Below are 15110 nucleotides of genomic sequence, written 5' to 3'. Positions count from 1 at the left end.
TTGCAAAACTTAAGCAATTAGTTGATATAAAGATATTTTATAACTTAGAGGAGAAATTGTATGTTAGAAATAGAGTATAGTCTAAAAGCCAACACACGAGAAGAAATAAGAAAAGAATTAGTTTGTCTATTTTTGCAAGAGAAATCTGGTTGGGATTTTGATGAAGGTAAATCAACCTATAAATACATAGTTGAACGCATAGAACAATATGTTATTTATTTACAGAGACCTGCACCACTTAATAAAGGCTTTGACTTTATTGTTAATGTTGAAAATATGTATTTTAAACTAAATGATAGTAGAAGGCACAGAAATCCTTCCCATAAAGATATTGTTTATATATTAATGATATATAAACAATCTTTTGCTAGAGAATACAGTAAAATTCAAGAACTGATAAAGAGGATTTTTCTATGTGAAAACTTTAATATTGCAAAAGAGGTACAAGATTTATCGCCTTTTGTAAATTATGATGGCGAAGCAATACCTATTGCTGTTATTTTATGTTGTATTAAGTGGTTATTTATTGAACAAGATGTTACATATTGGAATTGGTCTGGTAGAAGTATGTTGTTTAATCACTTGCAAGAAAGTGGTCTAGTTTTTGATGACTGCTAAATTTCATACACTCAAGCCTACTTTTACAAGTACAGATTCTTTTTTCACCCTTTATCAAGGAGATTGTAATGAGATTTTACCTCAATTTGAAAACACATTTGATCTTATTTTTGCCGATCCACCTTATTTTCTTTCAAACGATGGCTTAAGCATACAAAGTGGAAAAATTGTAAGTGTCAATAAAGGGGATTGGGATAAAGAAGAGAGTATTAACGATATTGATGAGTTTAATTTACAATGGATAAGCAATGCAAAAAAAGCTTTAAAAAATACAGGAAGTATTTTAATTAGCGGAACTTATCATAATATTTTTTCTTTGGGACGCATTTTGCAAAAACTTGATTTTAAGATTTTAAATCTCATCACTTGGCAAAAGACAAATCCTCCTCCAAACTTTAGCTGTCGTTATTTGACGCATTCAACAGAGCAAATTATTTGGGCAAGAAAAAGCCAAAAGCATAAGCACATTTTTAATTATGAGATTCTAAAAAAGCTAAATGGCAACAAACAAATGCGTGATGTGTGGAGCTTCCCTGCTATTGCGCCTTGGGAAAAGGTCAATGGTAAGCACCCCACTCAAAAGCCTCTAGCACTACTCGTGCGATTGCTTTTAATGGCAAGTGATGAAGATTCTCTCATTTGCGATCCTTTTAGTGGAAGCTCTACCACAGGAATAGCCGCTAATCTTTTGGGCAGAAAGTTTATCGGCATAGAAAGAGAAAGCGAATTTATAAAAATATCAATGGATAGGAAAAAAGAATTAGAGAAAAATGCTGCAATATTCAAAAATAAAATGAATGATTTAAGGCTTTTGGAAAATATGGACTATTACACAAAAAATAATTTCTTTTGATAAATTTAATATAAAGGTGGAACTATGAAAAGTTTAAGAGGCAAAGAAGCTATTAGAATCCAAAAGGACATAAACACATCTTCTATTGCAAGAATTAATAAAGTTAAGGAGAACAAATGCGAATATGGGGAGCTTAAGGCAGGACAAAATAAGGTGAATATTGCAGAATCTAAGAAAGTGGCAAATGTATGAAATGGAGCAAAACACACTTGTTATACTCTTTTACTCATCTTGCCCTACAAAATCTTGCCAATAAGTATTGATTAAAGATTCTTAATTGTTAATAGTTTTTATATACTATGTAGGGATTTTGAATAAAGCAATTTTACCAAAAGAGCAGATTATCCAAATCTAGGTAGTTCAAAATACATCAACATAAGGAGAGCAAACCTTAAGATTTAATTAATAATAAGCGTATGTTAGGATACATAACATTTGAATATTCTTAAGATTATGTATAAACACTTTGATAAATTTGCAATATTATTCAATCAATTTATGATAAAACAAAGGCTATAAAATGAGATATTTAATTTTCCTCTTCATAACTCTTTTGTTCGTGGCGTGTTCGTCAAAGCCAAAAGTTCATCAGCCTAAAACTTCGCCTATAAATGAAAAAGATTTAGGCATAGGGCTAACCCCAATGCCACCACCAAATCACCAAATACCGGGCGAAAAATCAAGAAAAATGTTAATGCAAGCGCAAATGCAAAAAACAAAAATCCCCTTAACAAGCTCTAATGAAAATGCACCGAAAATAGACAAAAATGCTTCTAATCCTCTCTCTATTATGTCCTCATCAGGAGGCATTTTAACACTTTGGGCGTTAAACCCGGGAAATTGGATATGGGGATATACACCTCTTGATGCACGCGAGTTTGGTGAAGCAGCATTTTGGCGCATTATTAGTTTGCCAAATGGACAAGTAATGATTAAAAACGAAGAAAAAGGCACTTGTCTCCAAGCCTATAAAAATGGTGTGATTCACGAAGTGTGCGATAGCAAATATCCACCACAATTATGGAATCTTAACTTTTTTGACAATCAAGCCATACAGATTCAAAGTGTGAGCGCAAAAACTTGCTTACAAACCCCACTTGTGCGAACTACGACATATTATAGTATTTATCTCACAAAATGTGCGATAAATACGCCTACTCTTGACCAACAATGGTATATCACTCCTATCATAAACGCAGCAAAACCTCTTTTTGTAATTGACTCAGCGGAGGGATTAAAATGAGAATCTTATTATGCTTTTTAACAATCTTTAGCTTTGCATTCGCTAATATTGAGGATTATAGAGTGAGCACTTGGAATTTACAAGGTGCTTCAGCAAATGCAGAAAACAAATGGAATGTAAGTGTGCGGCAACTCATCACAGGCGATAATCCCGCAAATATCCTTATGGTGCAAGAAGCGGGTGCTATCCCTGCAAGCGCTAGGAGAACAGGCAGAATGGTTCAGCCCGGCGGCACACCTGTGGAGGAATTTATTTGGGAACTTGGGACTCGCTCTAGACCAAATTCAGTATATATCTACTATGCTCCTCTTGATGTCGGGGCAAGAAGAGTAAATCTTGCGATAGTTTCCGATAGGAGGGCTGATGAAGTCTTTGTGTTGCATCAAAATATAGTTGCTAGAGAGGTATCACGCCCAAGTCTTGGTATTCGTATCGGCAATGATGTATTTTTTAATATTCACGCTCTAGCAAGTGGTGGTGGCGATGCACCTGCTATGGTTACAGCAGTGCACGATGTTTTTATCAATATGCCACAAATTAATTGGCTCATCGCAGGAGATTTCAATCGCGACCCAGCTCTTTTACAAGCGGGACTTGATACAAGAATTACGAATCATATCCACATTGTAGCACCAAATGCTGCGACACATTTTGGTGCTAGAGGTGCGAGCAGGACACTTGATTATGCAGTAGTTGGTAGGTCAAGTGAAAGTCGCTCCGCAATAAGTTTGCCACAAATCACAGCCCTGCTCATTGCCGCGAGCATACGCACTCACCTTTCATCTGACCATTTTCCTGTGCATTTTGGACGCTTTTAGGAGGTAAAAATGAAAAAAATTATTCTATTGTTTGCATTTATCTCAAGCTTTGTATATGGTGGCAATCCCGAAGACTTACCTGATTTTACAGCACCATTTTCTCTAAGAAGTGCTTTATCAGGAGATTTACTTGCTCCAGATTATAGACACCCAAATTGGAATCTCAAACAAATCGTGCTTGATGAGGAGATTCGCAAAAGCGACCCTTTTGACAAGTTTAACTTAGGAGCTGTGCAGTTTGTCAATACAGATAACCCAAAACTCTGTCTAGGTATTGAAGAAAGTGGTTTTTTTGGGCTTATTTCGTGTGAAGAGGATTTAAAAAACAAAAATTTTCAAACCCTCTTTACCATTATCCCTACAACGACTGCTGCTGTGCAGATTCGTTCTTTCGTATTAGATAAAAATGAATGTATTACAACTTTTTTTAATCCGCGATTACCCGGAGGAATAGGTATTGGTATTAACTTGTGTGATGTAGATAGTTTTTTTAGCGTTGATTTGCGTAATCTTATGCTTATCCTCCCTCCCCTCATTGAAGCGAGAACGATTAATCCTTAATTGTTATAATCAAGCTTATCACAACAAAAGGCAAGATATGAGTGATTGGCTTGACTTACTCACAACACCCACATTTGAGGGTATAAGCCCTGCTTTCTACGCGCTCTTTTTTGTAGCCTCTGTTGTAGGTGGGCTTGTAGGCTCACTCTCTGGCGGGGCGGGAATGATAACGATGCCCTTGCTCCTTGTGAGTGGATTAAACCCTCTCCAAGCTCTAGCTACAAATAAACTTCAAGCCTGTGTTGGCTCATTTACAAGCGCAGCACATTACTATTATCAAGGCTTAGTAGATATGAGAGAATCCCGCGCAGTGATGATAATCGCAATGCTCTTTGGAGCATTGGGCGCAATTTTGGTGCAGTGTGTAGAAGTCGCCTTGCTTTCAAAAATCTTGCCTTTTGTGATGATAATCGTAGGTGCGTATTTCCTGCTCTCTCCAAATATCAGTGAGGAGGATAGAGCGCAAAAACCGCATAGAATCTTTTTATTTGCTTCTATGGCAGGGGCAAGCTTGTATGGAGGGCTTTTGGGCATTGGGATTGGCTCTTTTGTCTTGGCTCTACTTGTGAGTATTGGCGGATATGGACTTAGCAAGGCTTTAGCGCATTCGCGTTGGGTGGTTTTTAGTATCAACATTGCCTCTACTTTGTTTTTTGTGCTTGGGGGCAATGTGCTATGGATTCTAGGCGTTTTAATGTGTATAGGGCAAATCATCGGAGCGACTTTGGGAGTGCGCCTTGCACTTAAGCACGGAGCAAAGATTATCCGCCCGATTGTTATCTGTGTATGCTTCGCTCTCTCTGTGCAACTACTTATCAGGGAGTTTTTGTAAAACTTAAAGATTCTATGATTTTAAGCCCGATTGTATTTATTTGCTTACTTATCACTTTTCCTACGATTACACTCGCGACAGAGCATTTGGCAGTTTTCTTTCACGCTTTTACCTCCCTTGCTCCAAGGCTTGATATGATCAGCCTCCATTTCCTCTATCGCAAAAGTTTCTTTGCAATGCGGACAAATGCCCCCTTGCGCCTCATACACTGCCCGAATTATGCCCTTTTCAAATGCCCTTAAATTGAGGTGTTTTTCCTCTCCACTTAGCACATACGCGTAAATGCCACTCTTTTTTTGCACCTCATCATCAGCCATAAGATCTGCTACGCGTTTTTCTAGCTCCTCTTTATCCAAAGGCTTATCTTTATACTCATTATACAAAAGCCCCCATTCTATACCTTTCATCTCCTTGCGGTATGTTGGGAATTTCATCTCCACCCAATCAATGACTGCGCAAAAATAGCCCCATAGCTCATCAGCATTTTTGCAATCTTTCGCACTCTTTGCCATATATTCACAAATCGCCTTATCCTCCCTTTTGCCCACTATCCACGCAAGAGCAGATTCTAAAAACTCCTGCCTTATACTTGAGCCATTAAGGTATTTTCCACCCTTTTGTTCCGCTAGAGAGTTTGTTTTGCTAAATCTCCTTTTGGCATCACTTAGCCACACACTCGCATAAATCGCATTACGCAATTCTTGCTCTGTGAGCCTCTCTCCTGCGATATTAATCACCCTAAACCACTCTAGCTTCTCACTTTCCTCTCCCTCGCATACATAAATCATCAACCCATAGTTTAAAAACGTTTCTTTTCTGTCCTCTGGCAAAGTATGAAAATACTGCTCTTTAAGCGAAAAATCACCCTTATAATACTCACAAATGCTAATGGTTCTTTGCTGCCCATCTAGCACTTCATATTCATACTCGGCATTAGATTCGGTGTTTCTCACCCAATACATTGTATTTAAAGGAAATCCTTTGAAAATCGTCTCAATCACCGCATTTCTTTGCTTGTCTTTATACACAAACTCCCTTTGGTATTTAGGGCGGATATTGAGTCTTGCTTTAGAATCTTCACTTTTGCAATCCCCATAAGCTACAACTTCTCCACTCTCCTCATCTCTGCTGTATCCTGCTACTAAGTCCCTAACTTTGATTCTGCACTCTGTGATTTTCATTTTTACTCCTTTGGTTTGATTGTAATTCCTTTTGATTGTCCTATGCTGAAGGGATTCTGCGGATAAGGATTCTGTTGTAAATCTTTTGTCCATTTAGAAAAGTAAAACACTTATACCCAATATATCTTGCCGAATTTGCTATCCCTAAAATCTCAAACTGCTTAGGATTATGTTTATCTAAAAAGGTAATAGGCACACCCATAACGCCCTCATAATCAAGCGGAATCTCATTTATTTTATTTATATTAATTACATCGTAATTATCATACTTTGGGTATTTCTCGGGAGTTTTAGCATAGGAATAAATCGTTTCTAAAAGCTCGTGCCGCTTTTTAATATCTAAATTTGAATACCAACAAATATTACCAAACTGCTTAAAATCTTTGTTTTCTGCATTTGCGTCAATAAAAAGTTTTGGATTGGTATAGCCCTGCCAAATTTGATTATTTTTCAGATAGGGAAAGAAATCTTTATAAGTTATCGCGTGGAGATTCCCAATAATCAAAAATTTTTTATCATATTGTATGAGTTGGGCGACATACTCGCGGAAAAGCGAAAAAGGCGGGTTGGTTACGACAATATCGCTTTGCTTGAGAAACTTAATACATTCCTCACTCCTAAAATCGCCATTTTCTTTTAAGGGTAAAGGTTTAGGGTTTTTGATAAAGGCGTTTTTATGCGTTAGCGGCTGCGTGTTGTGTTGTGTTGTGTTGTGTTGTGTTGTGTTGTGTTGTGTTGTGTTGTGTTGTGTTGTGTTGTGTTGTGTTGTGTTGTGTTGTGAGCGGCGAAGCCGCTCACAACACTCTTATCAAAAATGCTAAGAGTGATATACTCCCTGCTTTTCTCCACCATTTCACGACTCAAAACACTTGCATAACTTGGACTCCCATTTGCCTTATAATGCGTAGTAATGAGCTTTTTAAGCCCTAACTCCATAAAATTAAGCCGAAAATAACGATGAAAATTACTATATTCTGGGTCATCGCAGTTGCAAAACACGATTTTGTCTTTAAAATGTGCTTTGTAGTGCTTGAGTTCATTTTCTATATCGCTAAGTTGCGTATAAAACTCATCTTTTTTATTTGCTTTTGCCTCGTGTAGATTGCTGTTCTTTGCCATTTACCCCTCTTTGCCCTTGTCTAAAACTTGCTTTGTGGAATCTTTGAAATTCTAAAGGTGCGATTATAGCAAGTTTGGCTTAATAATTTATCCAAAATGCGCTTTTTTACTAGACTCGTGCCACCTACATTAATCCCTTTATTTAAAAAGCTGGGAGTGGCTGCCAAGCCTTGTAAGATAGAGCATATCTTCTATGGATATTATAAATCACAAGTGTATCGCCTCCGATATGAAACTCTCTAAAGCCTAGCCAATCGCCTTTAAGTGCGTGGTCGTTCGCTTCTTGTGGTAATGTTTTACCCTCGCAAAGCAGAGAGAGATACCTTGCAAATTTTGCAAGTTCGCTATTGTTTAACCCACGCTTTTGCAAATCTTTTACAAATCTTTTTTCCTGCTTAAGATTCAACATTTTCTAGCCTTGCTTGTTTTGCAATTTCTATGAGTTCCTCTAAAGTGTATTCTACGATATTCTCGCCATTAATAACATTCTTCATCGCTTGAGCTGTTTGCTCATTAGGAATCTCCGCTTTTAAATCAAAAGGGATTCCACTCTCGCGCACCACTGCTTTAGCAAAGATATTAAAAGCCGAGCTTAGATTTAAGCCCAAAGCGTGGATTACAGCCTCAAACTCTTGCTTGTCTTTTTTGTCCATTCTAAAGGTTACATTAATCATTTGGTTTTGCATTGTAAGCTCCTTGCCTTATATTCAAATTTATTGTATTATACCATAATTTCATTGCTTTTCATTGTTATTTGCTGGAGTGATTCTGCGAATGAAGTTTAGGCGCAGAATCTCGTCATTTGTGTATGGATAGTTAAACTCATTAATCCCTGTCTCGCCACTTTCTTAAGTGCCTGTTAATTGAAAAAATTGAAATTTGTTATGTTATAATATTTAAACGCTTTTTAAGGATTATTCAAGTGAAACAATCAAAAACAGAGATTTTTTTAAAACTTGCCAAGCCCAATGAAAATGGTATCTCAAGGTGGATAAGTGTGGAAGAGTTTGTGGGAGATTACAAAGCACTTGCACTTGGTAATGGTGGAAGTTGGTGTCGCGCAAGCAGTGCTTTGGCAAAAAAATATATTGTAGAATTTGATAAAAATAAGAAAGCTTAGGTGATGAGCGTTAAAAAGGTTGGCAAATGACTTATGATGATGCAATAGAAAATATAATGCTAAAAAATGGAGGATTCGCTTCATTAAAATTTTTATATGAACAAATTTGAATTATAAAGACAAAAATGAAGTTAAAGGGAAAACGCCAAATAATACTATACAAGAAAGATGTCAAAGAAATCCGAAAATTACAAGGATTGCTTATGGTGTCTATGCCCTTAAAAGTTTTATTGATGATATAGAAAATAACAAAAAAGATTTGCAAATCATTTTAGATTCCCATATTAATAATCAATTGGAAACAAGAAACATAACTCAAAGCCAAAGTATGCAAAATATAAGGATTGGACAACAAGATTTTAGAAGAAATTTGTTAGAAACACTTAAAAAATGTCCAATTACCCACATAAAAGATAAAAAACTTTTAATCGCTTCACACATTAAACCTTGGGTATTTTGCAATAATCAAGAAAGGCTTAATGTTTATAATGGATTTTTACTTTCTCCATTATTTGATAAGCTTTTTGATAAAAGTATTGGATTAATCACTTTTACACAAGACAAAGAAATTTTATTTTCAAGTAAAATGGATAAGAGCACACGAGAATATTTGAAAAAAATAAATGTTATCAACGGACAAATAATCACAGATTTACCTATTAATGGTAGAGAGGATTTCTTAAATTATCATTATAAATACATTTATCAAAAATAATCATTATTAGAATCTTTACATATTTTGAAAAAATAAAAGCCTTTGTCAAAGGAGTTTGTAAAAATTGAAAGACATCTGCAAATAAATTGTGCAATGAGCTAAGCATAATGCACATTTTTGCTTCGTGCAGATTGTTGTTTAGACTTCACCATTTGCCCATTTAAGCTTAGTTTATCATTTAAATATTATAATGCGCCGATTAAATATTATACTTATTAATGAAGGAGCAATGATGAAAATTATCAACTTATCTTTGGTATCTACCCTTGCTTTATCCACCCTACTTTTTGCAGCACCTCCCGCGCCACCACACGAAGCTCCAAAGCCTCATATTAAAGGCATTTTGCCAGAAATTTTCAATAATGCAAGTTTTGAAAAACGAAAACAAGCCCTAAAGGCAGAATTTAAAGAACAAGAAGCAATTGATAAAAAAAGAGAATCTTTTAAAGCTAAAATCAAAGCCCTAGAATTAGACAAAAAAATCTTAGAAATCAATTTAGAAGAGGCAAAAGCAGCACGAGATGAAAGCAAAATCAATGCGACTTTAGCCCAAATCGTGCAACAAGAATCTAAAATCGCTCAAGAAAGAAGCACAGAGAAACAAGTCATCTCCGAAATGGAGCAAAATGCAATCAACAAAATCAATAAGATTCTAGGCTACTAAGGAGGATTGCATCAATCCGCACCATACGCTTGCTTGGTTGAATTTCTTTGTTGCCGATGTGCGTGATGGCTTGGGTCCTTATTTGGGTGTGTTTTTGCAGCAGCACGACTTTATGGAATCCCAAATCGGGCTAATTTCCACGATTACTTCGCTTTGTGCGCTAATTTTTGGGATACCTTTAGGGATTTTGATAGACAAGACACCGCACAAAAAGTCCCTGATTGGCTTGTGTATCTGCGCTATCGTTTTGGCGACTTTGGCAAATTATTTTTACCCCCACTTTAGCTTTACGCTTTTGGCTCAAATGAGCGTGGCTCTATGTGCAGTGTGCCTTGCTCCCGCATTTGCAGCCCTCACACTTGGTATCGTGGGACTTGCAGATTATAGCAGACAAGTAAGCCTCAATGAAGCCTATAAACACGCAGGGACAGCCTTTAGCGCATTGCTTAGCTTTGGATTTGCACTTTGGTATGGGATTGGCTCAATCTTTGTTATTACCGCTGCGATGGGTATCTTTTCGCTTATATTTCTTAGTTTTATTCGCAAAGAAAGCATTAATCACAAAGTCGCAAGGGGACAAGAGGGCGACACACGCATTGGCTTATGGGAGGCATTGAGTGATAAATCGGTGCTTATCTTAGGTGGGGCGATGTTTTGCTTTCATTTGAGCAATGCGTATATGCTACCCCTGCTTAGTCAAAGAGCGCATACGCTTGGCATTGATTCAAGCGGGGCGTATGCAGCTGCGACAATCCTCATCGCCCAAAGCACGATGATTGTCATCTCGCTTGTGTGTATGAAACTTTTAAGTGCAAATAACGCGCCGCATTTTTCTAAAGTGTATTTTGTCCTTATGGGGAGCTGCTTTGTCGCTCTTATCGTGCGTGGGGGCATAGCCGCACATTTTGAGAATCTAGCTGGAATGATAGCTACGCAGATTCTTGATGGCGTTGGAGCGGGGATTACAGGTGTGATTCTGCCCATTTTAGTTGCAATAATGCTGCGTGGAAGTGGGCATATTAACGCAGCTCTTGCAAGTGTAATGACTTTTGGCGGCATAGGAGCAGCACTAAGCGGGAGTTTGGGAGGATTTATCGCGCAATATTTTGGATATTTTTATGCCTATATCGCTCTTGCTTGTGCTGCTGGTGTGGGATTAGTGCTGTGGATTGCCTCTTTTGGAATGCTAAAGGCACAAAATAACAAATTTACCCATTAATGATTTGCAATTTTTTTTTGATAAAATGCTGGGTTGAAATGAATAAAAGAAAATAAAAGGAGAGGAAAATGACGCCTAACAAAACAACAATTAAAGAATTTTTTGAGGGAGAAAAACAATACATAATCCCTGTTTATCAAAGAGCATATTCTTGGGAAGAGGAACAATGGAAAGACTTTTTAGCAGATTTAGAGGAAGCAACAAAGGGAGAAAATCATTATTTCTTTGGCAATGTTTTACTTGAAAAATTAAGTGGAGACAAAACAAACGATATTATTGATGGACAGCAACGCATTACTACAATTATTATTTTTGTAAGAGCTTTATGTAATGTTTTAAAAGAAAAAGCGAAAAATGAGCGACTAGACAATGAAATAAGCAACGAGGATTTTCTAAAATATATAGAAGAGGATTATTTGATTAATCGCTCTAAAGCCAAGCTCCAAGCGGTAGAATACGATAGAGACTATTTTAAAGATGTGATTATCAACAATGATGATAAAAAACACGAACCACAAACTCCCTCACAAGAGCGTATCAAAAAAGCAAAAGTATTTTTTATAAAAGCCTTAAAAAGCAAAGAAAACAAGGAAATTTTAGATATTTTTCAAGCTTTGCAAAATGCCGAGATTTTAAGCATACCTTTTGCTAACAAAAAAGATTCTGTTTTAATGTTTGAGTTGCAAAATAATCGTGGCAAAAAACTTACAAATATGGAAAAGCTTAAATCTTATCTTGCTTATCAAATTTATACTTATTGTGATAAGGAAGATTCAGAGGTGAGGCTTAAGGAAATAACAAGTATTTTTGAAACAATTTATCGTTTAATTAATGACATAAAAATTGCTGATGAAGATTCCATTTTAAATTATTTCAATATTTCTTATTCTAAATTTGGTTTTAATTACAGAGAAAATGACAATGATGTAAATTATAAGAAACAATACAAGCAGGACACAGAAAATAAAAGTAAAAGTAATGGTGAAAAAATTGCTTGGATTGAAAATTATGTAAAAGAGCTTAAAAATGCCTTTATCAATTTTAAAGAATTTGAAAAAATGGAAAGTGTATATAAAGATTATTTGCTAATGTTAGATTCTTATGAATCTTACCCATTTGTATTAAAAGCCTATCATTTATTCGGAGACAATAAAGAGAAATTAGAGGAAGTTTATAAAGCTTTAGAAATTATGATTGTTCGCCATAAGATTGTAAAAACAAGTGCAAATCTTGCTGCAAGACTTGATAATGTATTGAAAAATTTTAATAACATTGAAAGCCTTGTTGATGGGCTAAAAGAAATATGTGTTGGCAATGACAGAAATTGGTATTGGGGAGATGAAGAAATAAAGAGGGGTTTATGTAATATTTATGAACAGAAGAAGCAAAAAATAAGGATAGCACCTTATTTGCTTATGCGATATGAAAATTATTTAAGGAATGATGACATACACACTAAGGGCTATAAATTTTCATTAAAAGAGATACAAACTCCAGAGATAGAACATATCGCACCACAAACAGAAAATGGGGAAGAATTAAGTAGTGGATATTGTGAATATGATGAGGAATTTTACAATGATTACTATCTGCATTGCATTGGTAATTTGTTACTCATAAACAAACCACATAACATATCCATTGGCAATAAACCTTTTAAAGATAAACTTGCAAGTTATGAAAATTCCCCTTTAATACAACAAAGAGAAATAAAGGATTTTGTGGTAAATAAAGGTGTATGGGATAAAGATGCGATTAATACAAGACACGAAGAATTGGAAAAATTCGTGCTTGAAACTTGGAGTTTTGAAAAAAACCTATAACCCCAACCCAAAAGGAACAATATGCCCCATTACTTCATCGGTGTAGCGTCAAAAAATCATATTGACATAGGGCATTTTGAAATCTCCCAAGAGTTTTTTCACTTCCTCGCAGAGTATATGCGAAAGGATTCTTAATGCAAAATCTAATCTGTCAAAGTTGCGGTATGCCCCTTGCTTCCAAAGAACAAATGGGCTTAGAAAAGAACGGAAGCATAAGCGCGGATTATTGCAAATATTGCTATGAAATGGGTGAGTTTATCCATAAAGTTTCACTGCAAGAGTATATAGAGATGTGTTCGCTCTATGGCGCACAAGCGGGAATGAGCAATGAGCAATTCAAAGCGCACTGCACGAAATTATTTCCGACACTAAAAAGGTGGCAAGAAGATTCTAAAAGGCTATAAATTATGATAGAATCTGTGCGCTTAATACTCGCCTCAAGCATTTTGATGTAAAGGAGTAGCAATGCAATCTCTCACCTCTTTAAAAACATTGGCAAAGAAATCGCCAAGAAGCTAGAATCTGTGGGGATTTGCTCATCAGAGGATTTAAAAAGTCTTGGCGCAGAGGAAGCCTTTGTGAGACTTAAAGAATCTTATCCCAAATGTTGCCTTGTGCATTTATACACACTAGAGGGCGCAATCACAGACCAAGACTACAACAATCTCCCACCCTCTCGCAAAAAGGAGTTAAAAGAGTTTAGCGACTTCCTCAAACCTTTAGGACAAAAAACCTTGAACGTGCATTCAGCAGCCAAAGTCCGCCCGAAATTTTAAAACTTTATCCTAGAGATACTTACAAATGCGCTTATACCCTGCTTTAGCACACATCTATCCATTTTTCATAGCAAGAAGCAAGTTCTAGCTCTGCTAAGCTAAGGCAAACCGCACTATTTGCACTCCCACACGCAGGATAGAGAGTTTTAAGATTCTGCAAGGAACTATCCAAATACACCGACACATTTTCATTTACACCAAAGGGGCAAACCCCGCCAACTGCGTGTCCAATCAATACTTCTACACTTTCAAATGGAATCATCTTTGCCTTTGTGTGAAATTCCGCTTTAAACTTAGCATTATTGACTTTGCAATCTCCAGCAACAACGATAAGTATAGGTTTCTCTCCTAGCATAAAAGAAAGCGTTTTTGCAATCTCTTTTTGTGTGCAGCCAATCGCGCTTGCCGCCTCTGCCACACTCGCCGATGAGACAGGAAACTCCATAATTCTATCCTCTAAATGATATTGTGCCAAATGCGCCTTTACCCTCTCTAGCGACATTGCGCCTCCTTATGTTTTAGATGAGATTTTGGCTTTAATGCGTAATTGCAGCCCGATACATAAATTCTCCACTTTGCCTAAAAACACAAGCTAGAAATTTAGTTTCATAAAGAGGACAATAAATAGCCTATTTCCTCACTTCTGCGACAAAAGCAGTCCTAGCACAATCAAAATACCCCCGATAACAATAAACCTATCCAAAGGCTCACCAAGTGCTAAAACTGCGCTCAAAATACCAAAAAGTGGCACAGAGTAAATATACGCACTCGCCCGATATATACCTAGAATCTTCATTGACGCATTCCAGCTTAGATAACACAGAGCCGAAGCGACTAAGCCTAGAAATAAGAGATTGAGCAAATTTGGTATCTCCACAAAGCGATGAAGCGGGAAATCTCCACGCGCAAAAATGCCAAAAAGCGCAAAGGGCAAGGTAAATAAAATCCCATAAAAGAACACTTTACGCGTGATAAGCAGCGGACTTTGCCCTTTGAAAAGTTCAAAGACTTTGTCTAAAATCAGCGTATAAAACGACCAAACAAGCCCAGCCAAAAGGCAGAGTAAATCTCCCAAAGGAGAGAGTGTGAGGGAAAAATCCCCACGAAACACCACAAACACAATCCCCACGCTTGCGATGACAAATCCGAGCAAAAATGTCCATTTAATGGGCTTTTTGAATAAGAAAAATCCCAAGATTCCTGTAAAGATTGGATTAATCGCGACAAGTACACAGGCATTAGAAGCACTTGTGAAATACAGCGCAACATTTTCTAGCAAAAAATACAAGCACCCGCCACTTAGCCCAGCAAGCATAAGCAATCCCTCTGCCCTCAATCCGCGAAATACTAAGGTTTGAGGGCGCAAAAAGAGCAAAAGTAAAAAGGCAATGCAAAAGCGAAAAAGCAGAATCTTACTTGCTAAAAAATCTGCTAAAAGTGCTTTGGTAGAGCTAAAAGTCGCACCCCAAACTATCATCGTGCCAAGTGCGAGAATATGCCCTAGAATTAGGGGCGAACTTTTAGCTTTTTGTGTCATTCCCTCTCCTTTTATGTTTCTTGATTGATTT

General features: G+C 36.7%; 18 protein-coding genes and 2 pseudogenes. 14 read left to right on the top strand and 6 right to left on the bottom strand.

Annotated elements, in window-relative coordinates; translation table 11 throughout:
- Positions 1-60: 60 nt before the first annotated feature.
- The 7 genes from OQH61_RS06985 (at position 61) to OQH61_RS06955 (ending at position 4925) form a co-directional block, all read left to right on the top strand.
- Complete coding sequence (locus OQH61_RS06985; protein WP_266026658.1) at positions 61-618, top strand: hypothetical protein; 558 nt, start codon at positions 61-63, stop codon at positions 616-618.
- Positions 608-1471, top strand: coding sequence for a DNA-methyltransferase (locus OQH61_RS06980; protein WP_266026657.1), 864 nt, complete (start codon positions 608-610; stop codon positions 1469-1471). Before OQH61_RS06985 ends, OQH61_RS06980 begins: the two co-directional genes overlap by 11 nt.
- A gap of 24 nt (positions 1472-1495) precedes the next feature.
- On the top strand, positions 1496-1663 hold the full coding sequence (locus OQH61_RS06975; RefSeq protein ID WP_266026655.1) for a hypothetical protein: 168 nt from the start codon (positions 1496-1498) through the stop codon (positions 1661-1663).
- 328 nt (positions 1664-1991) lie between these two features.
- Positions 1992-2714, top strand: coding sequence for a cytolethal distending toxin subunit A/C (locus tag OQH61_RS06970; protein WP_266026654.1), 723 nt, complete (start codon positions 1992-1994; stop codon positions 2712-2714).
- Complete coding sequence (locus OQH61_RS06965; protein ID WP_266026653.1) at positions 2711-3532, top strand: cytolethal distending toxin subunit B family protein; 822 nt, start codon at positions 2711-2713, stop codon at positions 3530-3532. The genes OQH61_RS06970 and OQH61_RS06965 overlap by 4 nt, the downstream gene beginning before the upstream one ends.
- A 9-nt stretch (positions 3533-3541) precedes the next feature.
- Entirely contained in the window at positions 3542-4093 is a 552-nt protein-coding gene (locus OQH61_RS06960; RefSeq protein WP_266026652.1) for a toxin, read from the top strand.
- A 37-nt stretch (positions 4094-4130) separates the two neighbouring features.
- Positions 4131-4925 carry a TSUP family transporter gene (locus tag OQH61_RS06955; RefSeq protein ID WP_266026651.1) on the top strand — a complete coding sequence of 265 codons (795 nt, stop codon included), beginning with the start codon at positions 4131-4133 and terminating at the stop codon, positions 4923-4925.
- 44 nt (positions 4926-4969) lie between these two features.
- Here OQH61_RS06955 and OQH61_RS06950 read toward each other — a convergent pair whose 3' ends face one another.
- The 4 genes and pseudogenes from OQH61_RS06950 to OQH61_RS06930 all read right to left on the bottom strand — a co-directional run bounded on the left by OQH61_RS06950 (position 4970) and on the right by OQH61_RS06930 (position 7911).
- Complete coding sequence (locus OQH61_RS06950; RefSeq protein ID WP_266026650.1) at positions 4970-6106, bottom strand: HNH endonuclease family protein; 1137 nt, start codon at positions 6104-6106, stop codon at positions 4970-4972.
- 40 nt (positions 6107-6146) lie between these two features.
- Positions 6147-7225, bottom strand: a pseudogene (locus tag OQH61_RS09580) (adenine-specific methyltransferase EcoRI family protein).
- 142 nt (positions 7226-7367) lie between these two features.
- Complete coding sequence (locus tag OQH61_RS06935; RefSeq protein ID WP_266026648.1) at positions 7368-7634, bottom strand: type II toxin-antitoxin system YafQ family toxin; 267 nt, start codon at positions 7632-7634, stop codon at positions 7368-7370.
- Positions 7621-7911, bottom strand: a complete 291-nt coding sequence (locus OQH61_RS06930; RefSeq protein WP_266026647.1) for a type II toxin-antitoxin system RelB/DinJ family antitoxin — start codon at positions 7909-7911, stop codon at positions 7621-7623. The genes OQH61_RS06935 and OQH61_RS06930 overlap by 14 nt, the downstream gene beginning before the upstream one ends.
- A 236-nt stretch (positions 7912-8147) precedes the next feature.
- Between OQH61_RS06930 and OQH61_RS06925 the strand changes: the two are divergent.
- The 7 genes and pseudogenes from OQH61_RS06925 to OQH61_RS06895 form a co-directional block, all read left to right on the top strand.
- A pseudogene (locus tag OQH61_RS06925) lies at positions 8148-8336 on the top strand (restriction endonuclease); the annotation flags it as partial.
- 115 nt (positions 8337-8451) lie between these two features.
- Positions 8452-9060, top strand: coding sequence for an HNH endonuclease (locus tag OQH61_RS06920; RefSeq protein WP_266026646.1), 609 nt, complete (start codon positions 8452-8454; stop codon positions 9058-9060).
- A 232-nt stretch (positions 9061-9292) separates the two neighbouring features.
- A complete protein-coding gene (locus tag OQH61_RS06915) occupies positions 9293-9724 on the top strand; it encodes a hypothetical protein (protein WP_266026645.1) in 432 nt (143 codons plus the stop codon).
- A gap of 37 nt (positions 9725-9761) precedes the next feature.
- Complete coding sequence (locus OQH61_RS06910; RefSeq protein WP_266026643.1) at positions 9762-10943, top strand: MFS transporter; 1182 nt, start codon at positions 9762-9764, stop codon at positions 10941-10943.
- Positions 10944-11011: 68 nt separating this feature from the next.
- Positions 11012-12766 (top strand): DUF262 domain-containing protein, encoded by a 1755-nt coding sequence (locus OQH61_RS06905; RefSeq protein ID WP_266026642.1) that lies wholly within the window; start codon positions 11012-11014, stop codon positions 12764-12766.
- 134 nt (positions 12767-12900) lie between these two features.
- Entirely contained in the window at positions 12901-13170 is a 270-nt protein-coding gene (locus OQH61_RS06900; RefSeq protein WP_266026625.1) for a zinc ribbon domain-containing protein, read from the top strand.
- Between the two features lie 66 nt (positions 13171-13236).
- Positions 13237-13542, top strand: a complete 306-nt coding sequence (locus tag OQH61_RS06895; RefSeq protein ID WP_323054064.1) for a TfoX/Sxy family protein — start codon at positions 13237-13239, stop codon at positions 13540-13542.
- A 43-nt stretch (positions 13543-13585) separates the two neighbouring features.
- On the opposite strand, the gene OQH61_RS06890 is transcribed toward OQH61_RS06895, so the two are convergent.
- Both OQH61_RS06890 and OQH61_RS06885 read right to left on the bottom strand, forming a co-directional pair.
- A complete protein-coding gene (locus OQH61_RS06890) occupies positions 13586-14044 on the bottom strand; it encodes a YbaK/EbsC family protein (RefSeq protein ID WP_266026640.1) in 459 nt (152 codons plus the stop codon).
- 135 nt (positions 14045-14179) lie between these two features.
- Positions 14180-15079 carry a DMT family transporter gene (locus OQH61_RS06885; protein ID WP_266026639.1) on the bottom strand — a complete coding sequence of 300 codons (900 nt, stop codon included), beginning with the start codon at positions 15077-15079 and terminating at the stop codon, positions 14180-14182.
- Positions 15080-15110 lie beyond the last annotated feature (31 nt).

This window comes from Helicobacter sp. MIT 21-1697 (genome assembly GCF_026241255.1).
In the GTDB taxonomy this organism is placed as follows: Bacteria; Campylobacterota; Campylobacteria; order Campylobacterales; family Helicobacteraceae; genus Helicobacter_C.
This window is presented reverse-complemented; position numbering and strand designations above follow the sequence as displayed.